The sequence below is a fragment of the Nitrogeniibacter mangrovi genome (assembly GCF_010983895.1).
GTDB classification, from domain to species: domain Bacteria; phylum Pseudomonadota; class Gammaproteobacteria; order Burkholderiales; family Rhodocyclaceae; genus Nitrogeniibacter; species Nitrogeniibacter mangrovi.
The window spans coordinates 361,859-378,600 of record NZ_CP048836.1 but is presented as its reverse complement, the minus strand read 5'-3'; the positions used below and the strand labels follow the sequence as shown (position 1 = coordinate 378,600).

At 67.7% G+C, this 16,742-nt stretch carries 18 protein-coding genes and 1 tRNA gene; 10 read left to right on the top strand and 9 right to left on the bottom strand.

Annotated elements, in window-relative coordinates:
* The first annotated feature begins 26 nt into the window (after positions 1-26).
* Genes G3580_RS01650 through hemW form a run of 5 tightly spaced genes read left to right on the top strand, consistent with a single transcriptional unit; the run spans position 27 to position 4,500 of the window.
* Complete coding sequence (locus tag G3580_RS01650; RefSeq protein ID WP_173763611.1) at positions 27-1,025, top strand: serine/threonine protein kinase; 999 nt, start codon at positions 27-29, stop codon at positions 1,023-1,025.
* Positions 1,022-1,942: a PP2C family protein-serine/threonine phosphatase gene (locus tag G3580_RS01645; protein ID WP_173763610.1), complete on the top strand. Its 921-nt coding sequence runs from the start codon at positions 1,022-1,024 to the stop codon at positions 1,940-1,942. Before G3580_RS01650 ends, G3580_RS01645 begins: the two co-directional genes overlap by 4 nt.
* Positions 1,943-1,973: 31 nt before the next feature.
* The gene (gene rph, locus G3580_RS01640; protein WP_173763609.1) at positions 1,974-2,699 is read left to right on the top strand and encodes a ribonuclease PH; all 726 of its coding nucleotides are present in this window, start codon (positions 1,974-1,976) and stop codon (positions 2,697-2,699) included.
* The gene (gene rdgB / locus G3580_RS01635; RefSeq protein WP_173763608.1) at positions 2,696-3,298 is read left to right on the top strand and encodes an RdgB/HAM1 family non-canonical purine NTP pyrophosphatase; all 603 of its coding nucleotides are present in this window, start codon (positions 2,696-2,698) and stop codon (positions 3,296-3,298) included. Before rph ends, rdgB begins: the two co-directional genes overlap by 4 nt.
* On the top strand, positions 3,295-4,500 hold the full coding sequence (gene hemW, locus G3580_RS01630; RefSeq protein WP_173763607.1) for a radical SAM family heme chaperone HemW: 1,206 nt from the start codon (positions 3,295-3,297) through the stop codon (positions 4,498-4,500). Before rdgB ends, hemW begins: the two co-directional genes overlap by 4 nt.
* Here the strand turns inward: hemW and G3580_RS01625 are convergent.
* From G3580_RS01625 to thiS, 5 genes are all read right to left on the bottom strand, one after another.
* Positions 4,493-4,876 carry an MliC family protein gene (locus G3580_RS01625; RefSeq protein WP_173763606.1) on the bottom strand — a complete coding sequence of 128 codons (384 nt, stop codon included), beginning with the start codon at positions 4,874-4,876 and terminating at the stop codon, positions 4,493-4,495. The two genes, hemW and G3580_RS01625, sit on opposite strands and share 8 nt — an antisense overlap.
* Positions 4,877-4,961: 85 nt before the next feature.
* On the bottom strand, positions 4,962-6,761 hold the full coding sequence (sppA, locus tag G3580_RS01620) for a signal peptide peptidase SppA (protein WP_173763605.1): 1,800 nt from the start codon (positions 6,759-6,761) through the stop codon (positions 4,962-4,964).
* A 35-nt stretch (positions 6,762-6,796) separates the two neighbouring features.
* Entirely contained in the window at positions 6,797-7,513 is a 717-nt protein-coding gene (trmB, locus tag G3580_RS01615; RefSeq protein ID WP_228720735.1) for a tRNA (guanosine(46)-N7)-methyltransferase TrmB, read from the bottom strand.
* A 70-nt stretch (positions 7,514-7,583) separates the two neighbouring features.
* Positions 7,584-8,369: a thiazole synthase gene (locus tag G3580_RS01610; protein WP_173763603.1), complete on the bottom strand. Its 786-nt coding sequence runs from the start codon at positions 8,367-8,369 to the stop codon at positions 7,584-7,586.
* Between the two features lie 34 nt (positions 8,370-8,403).
* Complete coding sequence (gene thiS, locus G3580_RS01605; RefSeq protein ID WP_173763602.1) at positions 8,404-8,613, bottom strand: sulfur carrier protein ThiS; 210 nt, start codon at positions 8,611-8,613, stop codon at positions 8,404-8,406.
* A gap of 145 nt (positions 8,614-8,758) precedes the next feature.
* On the opposite strand from thiS, the gene G3580_RS01600 reads away from it, so the two are divergent.
* Positions 8,759-8,832, top strand: a tRNA-Gly gene (locus tag G3580_RS01600).
* Between the two features lie 36 nt (positions 8,833-8,868).
* Here G3580_RS01600 and G3580_RS01595 read toward each other — a convergent pair.
* Entirely contained in the window at positions 8,869-9,357 is a 489-nt protein-coding gene (locus G3580_RS01595) for a flavin reductase family protein (RefSeq protein WP_173763601.1), read from the bottom strand.
* Positions 9,358-9,529: 172 nt separating this feature from the next.
* Between G3580_RS01595 and G3580_RS01590 the strand changes: the two genes are divergently transcribed.
* From G3580_RS01590 to G3580_RS01580, 3 genes are all read left to right on the top strand, one after another.
* Positions 9,530-10,237 carry a Crp/Fnr family transcriptional regulator gene (locus tag G3580_RS01590; protein ID WP_173763600.1) on the top strand — a complete coding sequence of 236 codons (708 nt, stop codon included), beginning with the start codon at positions 9,530-9,532 and terminating at the stop codon, positions 10,235-10,237.
* A 137-nt stretch (positions 10,238-10,374) separates the two neighbouring features.
* On the top strand, positions 10,375-12,912 hold the full coding sequence (locus G3580_RS01585; protein WP_173763599.1) for an outer membrane beta-barrel protein: 2,538 nt from the start codon (positions 10,375-10,377) through the stop codon (positions 12,910-12,912).
* Positions 12,913-13,060: 148 nt separating this feature from the next.
* Entirely contained in the window at positions 13,061-13,933 is an 873-nt protein-coding gene (locus G3580_RS01580) for a hypothetical protein (RefSeq protein ID WP_173763598.1), read from the top strand.
* Between the two features lie 167 nt (positions 13,934-14,100).
* On the opposite strand, the gene G3580_RS01575 is transcribed toward G3580_RS01580, so the two are convergent.
* Complete coding sequence (locus tag G3580_RS01575) at positions 14,101-14,391, bottom strand: hypothetical protein (protein ID WP_173763597.1); 291 nt, start codon at positions 14,389-14,391, stop codon at positions 14,101-14,103.
* A 72-nt stretch (positions 14,392-14,463) separates the two neighbouring features.
* On the bottom strand, positions 14,464-14,805 hold the full coding sequence (locus tag G3580_RS01570) for a DUF4148 domain-containing protein (RefSeq protein WP_173763596.1): 342 nt from the start codon (positions 14,803-14,805) through the stop codon (positions 14,464-14,466).
* Positions 14,806-14,972: 167 nt separating this feature from the next.
* Here G3580_RS01570 and mutY point away from each other — a divergent pair, with 167 nt between their 5' ends.
* Positions 14,973-16,004 carry an A/G-specific adenine glycosylase gene (gene mutY, locus G3580_RS01565; protein ID WP_173763595.1) on the top strand — a complete coding sequence of 344 codons (1,032 nt, stop codon included), beginning with the start codon at positions 14,973-14,975 and terminating at the stop codon, positions 16,002-16,004.
* Positions 16,005-16,058: 54 nt separating this feature from the next.
* Here mutY and G3580_RS01560 read toward each other — a convergent pair whose 3' ends face one another.
* Positions 16,059-16,661: an LON peptidase substrate-binding domain-containing protein gene (locus G3580_RS01560; protein ID WP_173763594.1), complete on the bottom strand. Its 603-nt coding sequence runs from the start codon at positions 16,659-16,661 to the stop codon at positions 16,059-16,061.
* Positions 16,662-16,742 lie beyond the last annotated feature (81 nt).

Below are 16,742 nucleotides of genomic sequence, written 5' to 3'. Positions count from 1 at the left end.
ATGCGGATCGCCCTTGCCTTTACACGGTGCGTGTCGGGCAAGACAATCACGAAAAAACGCATCTTAACGACCACACCAATGCCCCTCAAGTCAACCAGGCGCTGCCTTCCGGTTTTCAGCTGGATCAGTATCGCATCGAGCGCCAGTTGTCCCTTGGGGGATTTTCCATCGTCTATCTGGCCTACGACGAGGAAGGCACCCCGGTCGCCATCAAGGAATACCTGCCCAATTCCCTCGCCCTGCGCGGCGAGGGCGAGATCGAGCCGAAGATCTCCGAAGAGCACCAGGCGGCCTTCCGCTACGGCATGAAGTGCTTCTTCGAGGAAGGTCGCGCCCTGGCCAAGCTCATGCACCCGAACGTGGTGCGCGTGCTCAACTTCTTCCGCGCCAACGGCACCGTCTACATGGTGATGCAGTTCGAGCGCGGCCGCACCCTGCACGAGTATGTGCACAAACATCGCGACGACCTGCGCGAACGCTTCCTGCGCGGGGTGTTCACCCGCATGCTCAACGGCCTGCGCGAAGTGCATGCGCACAAGCTGCTGCACCTGGACGTCAAGCCCTCGAACATCTACCTGCGCACCGACGGCACGCCGGTGCTGCTCGATTTCGGCGCCGCGCGCCAGACCCTGATGACCGGCCAGCCCATGCTCAAGCCCATGTACACGCCCGGTTTCGCTTCGCCCGAACAGTTCGCCGGGCGCGATGCGCTGGGGCCATGGAGCGACATCTACAGCGTGGGCGCCAGCCTCTACGCCTGCATCGGCGGCAGCGCGCCACCGCGCTCGGACGAACGGCGCAAGAACGACACCTTCAAACCGGCCACCAAGGTCTTTGCGGACCGGTACAGCGAACAACTGCTCGAAACCATCGACTGGTGCCTTAAACTCGACCCGCTGGACCGACCGCAGAGCGTCTACGCTTTACAGAAGGCGCTGGTGCAGCGCGGCCCCGACGAGGCCATGCCGGCCTCATGGTTCGCCGATGTCGGCTCCCGACTCAAATCATTCATCGGTCGCTCATGAAATTCACCATCTACCAGGAAAGCCGGCCCGGCAAGCGCCCCTCCAACCAGGACCGCATCGCCTATTGCTATTCGCGCGACGCGCTCCTGATGGTGATCGCCGACGGCATGGGCGGTCACCTGCATGGCGAGGTCGCCGCCCAGATCGCGGCCCAGTACATCACCCAGACCTTCCAGCGCGAAGCCCAGCCGGTGGTGCAGGATCCGGTGCTGTTCCTCTCCCACGTGATGACCAATGCCCATCACGCCATCCTCGACTACGCCTTCGACAAGCATTTGCCCGAGGCGCCGCGGACCACCACCGTGGTGTGCCTGATCCAGAACGGCCTGGCGCACTGGGCCCATGCCGGTGATTCGCGCCTGTACCTGATCCGCAACGGCGAGGTCGAGGCGCAGACCAAGGATCACTCACGGGTGCAGCTGATGATGGACCAGGGCCTGCTCGACGCCGAGGGCGCCGCTCAGCACCCCGGCCGCAACCGCATCTACAGCTGCCTGGGCGGCAATCATGCGCCGCAGATCGAGTTCTCGCGTCCCACGCCGCTATACTCGGGCGACGTGCTGCTGCTGTGTACCGACGGCGTCTGGGGCCCGCTGGGTACCGAAGAGCTCGTCAAGCGCTACACGGCACCGAAGAACCTCATGAAGGAGACCCCGCGGGTGCTCGACGCGGCCGAAGTGGCCGCCGGCGCCCATGCGGACAACCTCTCCCTGATCAGCCTCGTCTGGCACGACGACTTCGCCGAGGAACTGCCGGAGGTGGTGTCGACTCAGACCATGGCGGTGAGCAGTTTCACCACCCAGATGGAGAGCTTCGACCGCAGCGTCGGCAGCGGCAGCCCCGATCTTTCCGACGAGGAAATCGAACAGGCCATCCGCGAGATCAACGTGGCCATCAAGAAGTTCAGCAGCAGCTGAGCCCGCCCCCAAAAGCAACATCGGACCCCCAATGCGACCCAGCCACAGAAGCCCCAACGCCCTGCGCCCCGTGCGCATCACCCGCGGATTCACGCGCCACGCCGAAGGTTCGGTGCTGATCGAGTTCGGCGACACCCAGGTGCTGTGCACCGCCAGCGTCGAAGACTCGGTACCCGGCTTCCTGCGTGGCCAGGGGCGCGGCTGGCTGACCGCCGAATACGGCATGCTGCCGCGCTCCACCCACACCCGCAGCGCCCGCGAGGCCGCACGTGGCAAGCAGAGCGGCCGCACCCAGGAGATTCAGCGCCTCATCGGCCGCAGCCTGCGCGCGGTGGTGGACCTCAACGCCCTGGGCGAGCGCCAGGTCATCATCGACTGCGACGTCCTCCAGGCCGACGGCGGCACCCGCACCGCCTCGATCACCGGCGCCTGCGTGGCCGTCATGGACGCCCTCAACGGCCTGGTGGCGCGTGGCGTGCTGCCCGCCAACCCCATGCGCGAACTGGTCGCCGCGGTGTCGGTCGGTATCCACGACGGTCAGCCGGTGCTCGACCTGGACTACGCCGAAGACTCGGCCTGCGACACCGACATGAACGTGGTGATGACCGCCACCGGCCATTTCGTCGAGGTGCAGGGCACGGCCGAAGGCGCCGCCTTCACCCGGGCCGAACTCGACGCCCTGCTCGACCTGGCCACCGCCGGCATCGAAGAGCTCAACGGCCTGCAGCGGGCCGCCCTCGAGCGCGACATCGCATGATTGGCGAACTCGTCCTCGCGAGCAACAACGCCGGCAAGCTCAAGGAATTCGCCGCCCTGCTCGCGCCGCTGGGCATCAGCGTGCGCCCCCAGGCCGATTTCGACGTCCCCGAGGCCGACGAGCCCTTCGCCAGCTTCATCGAGAACGCCATCGCCAAGGCACGCCATGCCGCCCGGTGCACCGGCCTGCCGGCGCTGGCGGACGATTCCGGCCTGTGCGTGGACGTGCTCGGCGGCGCGCCCGGCGTGCGCTCGGCGCGTTACGCGGGCGAACCCAAATCGGACCCGCGCAACATCGACCGGCTGCTCGCCGATCTGGCCGGCGAAGCCGACCGCGATGCGCGCTTCGTGTGCGTGCTGGCGCTGGTGCGCCATGCGGACGACCCGCAGCCGATCGTCGCCGAAGGCGAATGGCACGGCAGCATCCTCAAGGAACCGCGCGGCGATCAGGGCTTCGGCTACGACCCGCTGTTCTGGCTGGAGGATCTGCAGCAATCCGCCGCCGAACTCGATCCCAAGCTCAAGAACGCGCTCAGCCACCGGGGCGCCGCCTGCCGTCACCTGATCGAGCGCCTCCAGGCGGAACAGGGCCAGCCATGAACGAACGGCGCGTCATCCCCCTGCGCCCGCAATCGCCGCAGGGCGATGCGCCGTCGCCGCTCAAGTCGCCTCCGCCACTGGCGCTGTACATCCACTTCCCGTGGTGCGTGAAGAAGTGCCCCTACTGCGACTTCAACTCGCACACCGCCCAGCACGACGGCATTCCCGAGGGCGCCTACATCGATGCGCTGATCGCCGACCTCGAGGCCGCCCTGCCGGCGATCTGGGGGCGTCGCGTCCTCAGCGTCTTCATCGGCGGCGGCACCCCGAGCCTGCTCTCCGAGGCCGGTCTGGACCGGCTACTGGCCGCGGTGCGCATGCGCGTGCCCCTCGATCCGATGGCCGAGATCACCCTCGAGGCCAACCCCGGCACCGTGGAGGCCGGCCGCTTCGCCGCCTACCGGGCCTCGGGGGTCAACCGCCTGTCGCTGGGCATCCAGAGCTTCGACGACCGCTACCTGCACGCCCTCGGGCGCATCCACTCGGGCGCCGAGGCGCGGCGCGCGGCCGAGCTGGCGCTGACCCATTTCGAGCGCGTGAACTTCGACCTGATGTATGCCCTGCCGGAGCAGTCGACAGCCCATCTGGCGGCGGACCTGGCCACCGCCGTCGGCTTCGGGCCGCAGCATCTGTCCTGCTACCACCTGACGCTGGAACCGAACACCCCGTTCCATCACAGCCCGCCCCCGCTGCCCGACCCGGACACCGCGGCCGACATGCAGGAACAGGTGGAGGCGACCCTGGCCGAGGCCGGCTACCGGCACTACGAGACCTCCGCGTTCGCACGCAAGCACATGCAGTGCCGGCACAACCTCAATTACTGGACTTTCGGGGACTACCTGGGTATCGGCGCCGGCGCCCACAGCAAGCTGTCGAGCCACGCGGGGATCGTGCGTCAGATGCGCCACAAGCATCCCGGGGCCTACCTGGCGGCCCACCATGGCGGCGATTTCATCCAGGATCAGCACGCGGTGGGCATCGACGATCTGCCCTTCGAATTCATGATGAACGCCATGCGCCTGATCGACGGCGTGCCGGCCGACCTGTTCGAGGCCCGGACCGGGCTGCCGCTGGCCCACATCGAGGCGGCCCTGATCGCGCTGCGCGATCGCGGCCTGGTCGAGGCGGATCGGCAGCAGCTACGCCCGACCGCAGCCGGGCAGCGCTTTCTCAACGACCTGCTGCAGCAGTTCCTCAGCTAGCGACGCAATCGCTCGCGAGCGGCTTGCCCGACTGCTGGTCGAGCAGGAAGCTCTTCCACGGCAGATCGATCCACACCAGCGGGCTGGCTCCGCTCTCGTAGCGCGGCAGGCCCGAGGCCGACGGGTTGCGCTCGAGCGCGGCCGAACGGCCCTTCCAGCGCACCTCGATGCGATTGCCGTCGTCGGCATGGCGCTGGACCACGACGGTCTGGCCCGCATCGCAGTCGTAGCGTCCGCTGGCGAGCTTGAATTCCATCTGCTGCGGGCCGCCGCTCGGCGCCTCCGGCGCGCTCACCACTGTCGCCTCGGGCACGGGCGCGGTACTGCAGGCGGCCACCCACAGCGGGGCCAGGGCCAGCATCAGACGTCTCTTCATGGTCTCCTCCGGATCGCGATTGGCACCGAACACTACCCGCCCGCGGTGCCGACGGCATCCGCCAATCTGCAACAAGATGCTGCGCCTACATCGGCTGGCACAGACAGTGGGCGTAGAGATGGGCCGGATCGTTCCAGCTTGCCCACTGCCGCACCTGGGCGTCCAGCGCCGAGAGCCAGGCGTCCGCTGCTGTCGGACGGATGGCGCGCGCCTCGGGCAGGACGATCTTGAGCAGCTGCAGCTGCAGGGGCAGGGATTCGGTCGCGTCGATGCGATGGTAGTCGGTCACGCCGGCCAGCCGTGCCGCCGCGGCCACCGCCTGGTCGAGGCCGCCGAGTTGGTCGACCAGGCCGCGCGCCTTGGCTTCGGCGCCGGTCCATACGCGCCCCTGGGCCAGCGCGTCCACATCGGCGATGGACATGTGCCGCGCCGCCGCCACGCGCTGGACGAAGCGCGTGTAGGTGTGCTCCACGCTCAGCTGCAAGGCTTCGCGCGCGTCGTCCGAGAGCGGCCGTCGCGGGTCCATGGCCCCGGCCAGCGGAGAGGTGCGCACCCCGTCGATGTCGACGCCGATCCGCTCGAGCGGTTCGGACAGGTCGGGGAACAGGCCGAACACGCCGATCGAGCCGGTCAGGGTCATCGGCTGCGCCCAGATCTCGTCGGCGCCGGTGGCGATCCAGTAGCCGCCGGAAGCGGCCACCGAGCTCATGGACACCACCACCGGCTTGCCGGCATCGCGCAGCGCCTGCACCGCCACCCGGATCTGCTCGGCCGCGAAGGCGCTCCCACCCGGGCTGTCGATGCGCAGCACCACGGCACGGATGCGGTGGTCGTCGCGCATCGAGCGCAGCAGGCGGGCGACCGAATCGCCGCCCACGGTGCCCGGCGGCCCGTCGCCGTCGACGATGGCCCCTTCCAGGGTCGCCACCGCGATGCCGGCGCCCTGCTGCGGAATCCAGTCGTGGGTGCCCGCCAGGTAGGCGTCCATGTCCACCAGACGCAGTTTGCCGGCGCCGTTGCGACCCACCTTGTCGGCCAGCAGGCTCTCCCAGGCGTTGTCGTCGAGCAGCTGGTCGACCAGCCCGGCGCGCTGCGCCATGACCGCCGGATCGCCGCCGGCGGCTTCGAGCTGGCGCCGGTAATCGTTCACATAGGTGTCGATGGCCGACTCGTTGATCTTGCGGGCCGCCGCCATGTCGGACTTCAGATCGGCCCAGATCGAGTCGATCAGCCCCTGGGTCATCTCGCGGTTCTCGGTGGACATGCCCTCGCGCGAGTATGGTTCCACGAAGGACTTGTACTTGCCGGCACGGAACACGTGAACCTTCACGCCCAGGGTGTCGAGCGCGCGCTTGTAGAAGGCGTCGTAGGCGGCCAAGCCCTGCACCAGCACATAGCCGTCGGGCGCCATGACGATCTGGTCGGCCGCGCTGGCCAGGTAATACTGGGCCTGGTTGAAACGGCCGGCATGGGCATACACCGGCTTGCCGCTGCGCTTGAAGTCCGCAATCGCGTCGCGGATGGCCGCCAGCTTGCTGGCCGGCGCCGGGCCCAGGCGCCCGGGCGCGATCACCAGCGCGCTGATGCGCGAATCGGTGCCGGCGCGCCGGATGGCGGTGAGGATGTCATCGAGCACCACCTCGGCAACCCCGCGCCCGCCCTGGAGCAGGTCGGTCGGCGACGGCGGCGTGGCCGCCTCCACCAGGCGCCCCTCCGGCGCGATCACCAGCGCCGAGCCGGCCGGCACCACCGGCGCGCGCTCCTTCCACCAGGCGGCGACCAGCACCACCAGGACGATGAGCAGGAGCAGGTTGGCGAGCACCCGGCGCACGCCGTCGATGGCGGCCCACAGGAAACGGAACGGAGCGGTGATGATTCGCCACATGAGGCGCGATTCCTTGTTCGAGTCGGTTCAGCGGATCAGCGACGCCGGAACACCAGGTCCCACACCCCGTGGCCCAGGCGCAAACCGCGGGCCTCGAAGCGGGTCAGGGGGCGGTACTCGGGTCGCGGCGCATAGTCCTTCGCGGTGTTGGCCAGCGAGGCTTCGCCCGCGAGCACGGCCAGCATCTGTTCGGCATATTCCTCCCAATCCGTGGCGCAGTGCAAGTAGCCGCCCGGCTTGAGGCGGCTCGCCAGCAGGGCGACGAAGGCCGGCTGGATGAGGCGGCGCTTGTGATGGCGCTTCTTGGGCCAAGGATCGGGAAAGAACACATGCACGCCGTCGAGGCTGTCGGGCGCGATCATGTCTTCCATCACCTCCATCGCGTCATGCTGAATGATGCGGATGTTGCCGATGTCCTCGAGCTCGATGAGCTTGCACAGGTTGCCCACGCCGGGGCTGTGCACCTCGATGCCGACGAAGTCGGTGTCGGGCAGGTGCTGGGCAATCTTGGCGGTGGCGTCGCCCATGCCGAAGCCGATCTCCACCACCTTGGGCGCGGTGCGGCCGAACACCGCGTTCAGGTCGACGGGTGCCTGGGCATAGGAAATCCCCACCTCGGGCATCTTGGCCTCGAGAAAGCGGGTCTGGGCGTCGGACATGCGCCCCTGGCGCAGCACGAAGCTGCGGATGGGCCGGCGCGACAGCCGTGGTGCGGCCTCGGTCGCGGGATCGGGTTTGGCGTGGTCGGTCATGCAATGGTTCCAGCAAAGCATCGGGCCGGGGCGACGGCACCCGGCCCGGAATGTCGGTGGCGCGGGCCGCTCAGCGGCCGATCAGGCCGGTCGTGGGTGAGCTCGGGCTCGCCGCGTAGGTCTTCTTCGGCATGCGCCCGGCGAGGAAGGCCTCGCGCCCGGCCTCGACCCCCTTCTTCATCGCGGCGGCCATGCGCACCGGGTCCTGGGCCTTGGCGATGGCGGTGTTCATGAGCACCCCGTCACAACCCAGCTCCATGGCGATGGCCGCATCCGACGCGGTGCCCACGCCGGCATCGACCAGCACCGGCACCCGGCTCTGCTCGATGATGAGCTGCAGGTTCCAGGGATTGAGAATGCCCATGCCCGAGCCGATGAGGCTGGCCAGGGGCATCACCGCCACGCAGCCGATGTCCTCGAGCATGCGCGCCTGGATCGGGTCGTCGGAGCAGTACACCATCACGTCGAAACCGTCCTTGACCAGGGTCTGCGCGGCCTTGAGGGTTTCGGGCATGTTGGGGAACAGGGTCTCGGGGTCGCCGAGCACCTCGAGCTTGACCAGCGCGTGGCCGTCGAGCAGTTCGCGCGCCAGGCGCAGGGTGCGTACCGCGTCGTCCGCCGTGTAGCAGCCGGCGGTGTTCGGCAGGATGGTGAAGCGCTCCGGCGGCAGGACGTCGAGCAGGTTGGGCTCGTCGGCGTTCTGGCCGATGTTGGTGCGGCGGATCGCCACCGTGACGATGCGCGCGCCGCTGGCTTCGATGGCCTCGCGGGTCTGCGCGAAATCCCGGTATTTGCCCGTGCCCACGAGCAGACGGGAGTCATACGACTTGCCGGCAATGACAAGGGAGTCGTTCATGCTGGATCACCGAAAAGGAGGGAGGACGCGGCGCTCAGCCGCCGCCGACGGCCACGACGATTTCGAGTCGGTCACCGTCGCACAGTTCCGTCACCGCATGCTGCCCGCGCGGCACGATGTCGCCGTTGCGTTCCACCGCCAGCCGCTTGCCCGCGAGCCCCTTGGCCACGAGCAGGTCGGCCACCGTCAGGGGTGGGGCGAACACCTCGGGCTGGCCATTGATGCGCAGCGAAATCTCGGACATGAGCGGGGTCGAAACACGCGTTCGGAAGGCCCCGATTGTAGCATGGGGCCACGCACGCCCCGGCGGGGCCGGATGCGGCGAAATTGCCAAACGCCACGGCGCACGGCTACAATCCGCGCTGTCGCGTTCGCGACCGATCACCCGGGCGGGTGTAGTTCAATGGTAGAACGGCAGCTTCCCAAGCTGCATACGAGGGTTCGATTCCCTTCACCCGCTCCAGCCCCGCTCCGTCCGATCACCCAGCCTCGCACGCCCTCACGGCTTCAGCTGCCGGTAGCGCCCGCCGAAATAGATCAGCGGCGGCTTCGCCTCATGGGTATGGCGTGTCACTTCGCTGACGAACATGAGGTGGTCGCCACCGTCGTGCAAGGTGGTGTTGCGGCATTCGAACCACGCGCAACAGCCGTCGAGCAAGGGCGCACCGCCCAGACCGTCCCGCAGTTCCAGCCCCGCGAACTTGTCGATGTCCCGCGTCGCGAAGCGCTGCGACAGGTGCTGCTGGTCCTCGGCGAGCACGTTGATGGCGTAGTACTCGCAATGGGAAAACACCGCCACGCTGGGCAGATGCGAGGCCAGCGACCAGACGATCAGCGGTGGATCGAGCGACACCGAATTGAAGGAATTGACGGTCAGGCCCACCGGCGTGCCGTCCGGCGCGCGGGCGGTCACCACGGTGATACCGGTGGCGAACATGCCGAGGCTGTCACGCAGGGCGCGCTGGGAGGAGTCGGGGCGAGCAGTCATTGCATTGGCGTCTTTCGAGGTCAGCCCCGCATTATCCCTGCCGTATCCCCTGGCGTCGACTGCGCCGCTCCCCTCAGCCGCGGGAAAGCAAAGGTTTGACAAATATCAGGATACACTAATACTTTCGGATGAATACTGTGGTCGACGTGTTACGAAAGATGTCGAGACCACAATGACTCCGCTCATCGGCTGCCCCCACGCCGTCCCGGCGCAGAAACCTTGCCTCGAGTGCTGTCTGAGCGAGGCCTTCACACACTCGACTGCACTGCCCGATACCGTTCGGCAACTCGCCGATACGCTCCATGAGCGCAGCTTCTCACGGGGCGAGCAGCTCTATCAGGAAGGGGGCGTGGCCCGCACGGTCACCCTCGTCCGATCGGGGCTGGTCAAGCTCACCCAGAGTCTTCCCAACGGAAACCAGCGTATCGTCCGCCTGCGCCAGGACGGCGACATCATCGGCCTCGAAAGCCTGGTCAATCATCACTACAGGCACACCGCGACGGCGGTGTCCGAGGTGCGCGCCTGCCAGTTGCCGGCCGCACTGATCCATGTGCTCGAAGAGTTCGACCGACAGGTTTACGACCGGCTCATGGCGCAATGGCAGCGCAACCTGGACGAAGCCGACAGCTTCATTACCGAACTGTCGACCGGCACCGCCGAAGCCCGGCTCGCCCGCCTCCTCCTCAAACTGGACGGCGCGCAGGGCTCGGGGCGTTGCCCGAAACTGTCCCGAGAGGACATCGGCTCGATCATCGGCGTCTCGACCGAGACGGCCAGTCGGATGATGGCGCGCTTCAAACGCGCAGGACTCGTCCGCGAGCACCCGACGCACTTCGGTGAATGCGATACGGCCCGACTGCACCGCATCGCCGACGGGTAGCCACGCACAAACCGATTGCGAATTGTCATTGCCTCCCTGCACCGGTTCGTCATCGAATGCCGGCGCACCGAATCGAGCACGCCACCATGAAAAGTCCGACTTCGCCCACACCTCCGAGCCCTCTGCACCCTCTGGCAATGCTGCTGGCCAGCCTGTTCGCCATCGCGACACCGGTCTTTGCGCAGTCGACCGACGACGGCCTCACCCGGACGGAGGCCTCGCGGGAAACGGCCGATCGCGATGCCGAAGGCGAGCTCAAGGCACGCACGGGCCTGCCCTGGGGCAACTTCCGTGTCTATCCCTCGATCACGCTGACCCACGGGCTGGACAGCAACCTCTACGGTGAAGCGCGCGGCGAAACCCGCAGTTGGGTCACCACGCTGACCCCGGCCATCGAAGCACGCTCACAGTGGGCTCGCCACGGCCTCGACCTGTCCGCCGGCGCCGACCTGACGAGCTATCCGGCCCACAGCGCCGAAAACACGGACGACTACTGGCTCAAGGCCGCGGGGCATGTGGATCTGACCGACACTGGCCAGCTCCTTGGGCAGGCTTACGCCCGCCGTGATCATGAAGAGCGCGGCTCACCGGAGAGCACCAGCGGGGAGACGCCGACGATCTATGACACCCACGGTGTCGTTCTTGGCGTGAACCAGCGCCTGGGGGATGTGACCCTGCGGTTGGGGCTGGTGCACGAGACCCTCGACTTCGACACCCCCACCGGCATCCTCGGCACCAACGATGATCGCGACCGCACCCTCGACTCCATCGGCATGCGCGCCAGCTACGCCGTCGCGACGGGGCTGTCGGTGTTCGCCCAGGTCACCACCGACACGCGTCATTACGACGAGACCGAGGACGACAACGGCTACCGGCGCGACTCGGACGGGCACCGCGTGACCGTCGGCGCCAGCGGCGGCACCGGACGTGTGCGCTGGGAGGCCTTCGCCGGTGAAATTCAGCAGGACTACGACGACGCCCGACTGCAGGACGTGCACCGCCCCTACGCCGGCGCGGTGGTGCGCTGGCAGGCCGCGTCGGCAACGCGCATCACCGGTCGCTTCAGCCAATCCCTGAACGAGACCACACTGGCCGGGGCATCGAGCTATTTCACCAGCAACGTATCGGCCAAGCTCGAGCATGCCCTCGACGCACACTGGCTGATCACAGGCGCCCTGGCCTACGGCCGCAGCGATTATCAGGGGATCGATCTGACCAACCGGACACTGCGCGGCGATCTGGGGGTGCGTTATTACCTCAATGACGACTGGTTCGCTGGCGCCAGCTACCGCTACCTGCATCGCGGCTCGACCCTGGCCGCGTACGAATATTTCGACGACCTGTTGTACGTCAGCGTCGGCTACGCACCCCGGCAGCGCCAGCTACGCTGGCCGGGCACCCCGACCACCCTGTCTTCCGCCTTTGTCCCCGCCACCGCGGGCGGCCTCTACCTGGGTGTGAGCGCCGGCGCGATGAGCGCAGCGACCAGCACCTTCGGCGCGCGCGACACCGGCGCAAGCATCAACACAGACGATGGCGATTTCGCCGGATCGGGCGCCACCGGTGGCCTGTTTGCGGGTTACGGCATCGCGCTCAGTGGGTGGCAGGTGGCGCTGGAAGCCACCGCGGAACGGGGCGACACCGCCTGGTCGCATGCCCATGTCGACACACCGCTCGGTGCCGAGGACCGGATTTTCGGCGTCCGCTCCGGAGACACGGGCGGTGTGGCACTGCGCGTGGGTCATGACATGAGCGGCGGCCTGATCTACGGGCGCCTGGGCCTGGTGTGGACCGATTTCGCATCCCACTATGTCAATGCCGCGGCCACACCGGCCGCCAACGTCGAACAGGACACCACCCGTCGCGGCCTGCGCTTTGGCGTCGGGACCGAGGTTCCGCTGGGCAGGCATGCGTTCATCCGGAGCGAATACGCCTATACGGACTACGACGGCTTTCACGTGTTCGACGGCCAGAACCCGCAGACCTTCTCCCCGGCCACCAGCGCGTTCACGCTCGGTCTGGGTTGGCGCTTCGGCGGTGGCGATCCCGCCACCGCGCCTGCCACCCCGGCACCGGCAAGTCCCGAGGGTTTCTATGCCGGCGTCGGCGCCCGTCAGGCCATGCTCGCCACCGATCTGCATGCGATCCACGGTACCGACAACAGCGTTCTCGACGCCACCTTCGGCAACCAGAGTACCGCCCTGGACCTTTTTGCCGGCATCGACACCACCTTCGGTCGCCTCTACGTCGGCGCGGAAATCGATCTGGCCACCAGCGACTTCGGCTGGGCCCACGATCGCGTGGTCAGCGGGCCGGGCGGACGCGACTTCTCGCTCGATCGCAAGGGGAGCTACGGCGCCGGACTGCGACTGGGCTATCGCCTGACCCCCGGCGCGATGATCTACGGGCGCATCGGTGAGGAACGCGCCAAATTCGATGCCCGATACGCCCGTGGCAACGCCACCCCGGTCCAGTTCGCCGAATACCGCCACGGGACCCGCCTGGGTCTGGGCACGGAAATGGCGCTGGGGACCCGCGGCTTCTTCCGCATCGAGTACTCGGAGATCGACTTCGGCACCTTCCGCTTCATCGCGCCCCCGCAGGCCAACGGCGATCAGGTGCGTTACGAAGCGCATGAAAGCCGCGTGGATATGGCCTGGGGCGTGCGGTTCTGAGGCATTCGTCACGACCTGCGGTCGATGCCCTCTTCTGCAGCGGCACGCGATCGCGCCAGTTGACAATTGGCAATGCCGAAACAATTAGAAACTAGTAATTTAGTAATAGATAGCAGCGCACTCACGCGCGTCACTCACGGAGGTTGTCATGAACACGCAGTCCTTCAAGATCAAGCAGGTCGCCCTCGCGATCGGCGCGACCACGTTCCTGGTGCTCGCCAGCCCGTGGGTGGCCGACCTTCCGGTTGTCGGCGGCCTTTCGGTGGTCGGTTCCGCACATGCCGAAACCCATGGGGGCGAGGGTAAAGGCCCGCGTGGCGGCGAATCGATGGGCAAACAGGGGGCCGACCACGAGGCCGGCGGCGCCTCCAAGACCACCGAATCCGTCCTCTCCGACGAGGAAGAGGGCGACGAGGGGCACAAGGGCCACGACGGCGGGCCTCAGCATGAAATCGACAAACAGAAGGGTGCGCCGAATCCCGGCGACCACGGCGACGCCGAGGACGGCGACGGCAAAGGCCCTCGCGCGGGTTCGGCAGGGGCGACCGGTGGAGGCAAGCCGAGTTGGGCGCAGGAGGGCATTCCCGAAGTGGAACTGGGGCGTTTGAACGTCGCCCGCTCGCCGGGCCATGTCCTCGACCAGGCCCTGCTCGAGGCACTCAAGACACTGTCCGCCACGTCATCGCTGTACGCCAACAGCACTTTGCAGGATCTGCTCGTCGCCCTGGATGCGGCCCCGACACGCGTCGATTCTCCGCTCGAGAACCTGGCCCTCTACAAGGATCTGCTGGCCGACGGCGTGATCACTGACGCGCCGGAGGGCATCACCAGCAATACCGAACTGCTGGCCGCACTGTTCCTGGCGTCCGCATCGGACAAGACCGTGCCCATCAGCGAAGACACGGTGACTGCCATCAACACCATTCTGGGCGTGAGCCTGCCCGAAGGCGTCGATCTGAGCACCTTCGCGGAAACCGCGGATACCATCCGTGAAAAGATCTACGAGGTGCACGAGCGCTGACACGGTAGGCCGGTGACACGCTCACGGGGCGGCAGATGCCGCCCCGTTTTCATGGTCGTCTGGCTTGCGCGCCGCACGGCCGAGAATGAGACAAGGGCGGGAAGGCTTACGCCTCCCCGCCCCATGCATCACCGGCCACTGCGGCGTAGGACGCCGCTGTCCGCCGATCAGCGACCGGCCCCTGCGCCTCGCGAACCTGCGCCACCGCCCTCCACCGCGATGGTGTCGGGGCGACCGCCCCGCTGCGCCGGCTCCACCAGCCCCGGACCGTGCTCCGCGAAACGTCCACCCATGAAGGTGTCCGTGTCGTCGAGGGCGAGGGTATCGATCCGGGCGTCGTGCACGCCGATGGGGTCGAGCGCGGTGCCCTCACCCCACTTGCTGTTGTGATCGGCGAGCGCGGAGCTTGCCGCGAAGCCGGAAAGGGCGAGGATGCTGGTTGCGAGAAACGTCTTCACGCGGGGGTCTCCTGAAGGAATGAACGAATACTGCCTTGCGTCGCCGGGGGCCTGGCGAGGCCCCCATGCGACTCACTGGCCCGTCTGGGTCTGCGTCTGGGTCTGGGTTTCCGTCTGGGTTTCGGTCTGGGTCCGATTCCGGTTCTGAACCTGGTTCTGACTGCCATCGCCGCTACCGTCGCGCAGGCGCTCCTGCTCCTGCTCCCGCGTCTCGGTCTGGACCTTCTGACGAGTCTTGGTCTCGACCTGTTTGCTGGCACCGGATTTGGCCCCCGGGCCCATGCCGCCGCCCATGCCACCACCGCCCATACCGCCGCCCCCGCCACCACCACCGCCGCCTGCGGCGATGCCGGCACCCGCCAGAGCCATGAGGGATGCGGCCACGATGGCCGACAAACGTGTGCGCTGCTTCATGATGGACTCCTCAAACGACCGGAAACGCTCCGGACTTTTTATTAGACGTCACTAATATGCACCGACATCACCACGCCCACATTGACAATTGTCATACCCGCTTGTAAGCACGCATTACACGGAACGAACGGGTAACATCCGGTATCCATTTCCGCGCGCCCCAAGGCATGAGTGACTTCGCCGACCGCCTGATCCGATGGCACCGACACCACGGTCGCCACGACCTGCCCTGGCAGAACACCACCGACCCGTACCGCATCTGGCTCTCGGAGATCATGCTCCAGCAGACCCAGGTGGACACGGTCATCCCCTACTACGCACGCTTCCTCGCGCGCTTTCCCGACCTGGCGACCCTCGCGGCGGCCCCGGTGGACGAGGTGATGGCGCTGTGGAGCGGGCTGGGCTACTACGCCCGCGCCCGCAACCTGCACGCCTGCGCCCGCACCGTGATGACGGAACATGGGGGGCAGTTTCCGGCACGCGCCGAGGCCATCGCCGCCCTGCCCGGCATCGGCCGCTCCACGGCGGCAGCCATCGCCACATTCGCCTTCGGCCAGCGCGCGGCCATTCTCGACGGCAACGTGAAGCGGGTGCTGTGCCGGGCCTTCGGCGTGGACGGATTTCCCGGCAGCGTGGCGGTGGAGCGACGCCTGTGGGCGCTGGCCGACGCCCTCCTGCCGGCCACCGACGTTCCGGTGTACATCCAGGCGCAGATGGACCTGGGAGCGACGGTATGCACCCGCGGCAAGCCGCGCTGTCCGGACTGCCCGATGCAGCCGATCTGCGTCGCCCATGCCACCGGGCGCACCACCGAGCTGCCCGAGGCGCGGCCGCGCAAACGCCCACCGGTCAGGACCACCCACATGGCGGTGATCACCGACGGCATGCACCTGCTCTTGGTGCAACGCCCTCCCAAGGGCATCTGGGGCGGGCTGTTGTCGCTGCCCGAGTTCGATCGCGACACGCCGCCCGACGCCTGGTGGCGGGCGGTGGCGGCCGACGTCCCGGCGCAGGTCACCCCGCTCGACGGGTTGCGCCACACCTTTACCCACTACGTGCTGGACATTGCCCCGGTGCGTTTCACGGTCGACACGCTCGACGCCATTCCCGCGATCGAGGCGGCACGCGTCTGTGCGCTCGATGCGGTCGACGAGCTCGGTCTGCCGGCGCCGGTACGCCGCATTCTGGCGTCGGCATAGGCGTGTCGCACAAGGCGCCTGACGCGTTCGCCCGGCCGCCGGCGCGAACGCCTTTCAGGCCGGGCGCGTGTCGAGCAGGCCGCGCTGGTCGAGGTATTGCTGGATGATTTCGAGGCGACTGACCACGTCGTCGAGCTCGAGCAGCTTCTGCTTGGCCAGCGACTGGATGGGCAGGACCTCGGCGTAGCGCGCGCCGACCCACTCGGCGTCGTCAAAGCGGTGCGGCTCGGCCACCCGGTCGCCCTGGTCGGCGACGATCTTGCGCAGCAGCGGGATCAGGTTGTCCTGTGCCTCGGGCACCGGCTGGTGCGCAAGCGGCGCGAGCCATTCGACCTCGCCCTCGAGCAGTTGCCCCTTGCCCACCGAGTGGTCATGCAGGCGGAAGCGACGCTCGCCGGCGACGACGATGTCGAGCACCCCCGCAGTGGTGGCGTCGGCGGTGACGATGCGCGCCTCGGTGCCCACCGCATGCGGCACCGCCGCCTCGCCCACCTCGCTGCCCGCGGCGATCAGGCAGATGCCGAAGGTGCCGCTGGTGCGCAGGCAGGCGCTGACCATGTCCATATAGCGCGCCTCGAACACCTTGAGCGCGAGGCGCCCCTGGGGAAAGAGCACGGTCTGCAGCGGAAACAGCGGAAGGGAGGCCAGTGAGGTCATGCCAGCGTCGTGAGCGTTGATCGGTCGGGGCCCGCGAACATGCGGTCCCCCACCATAGCGCATCGGCGACGCCCGCGCACG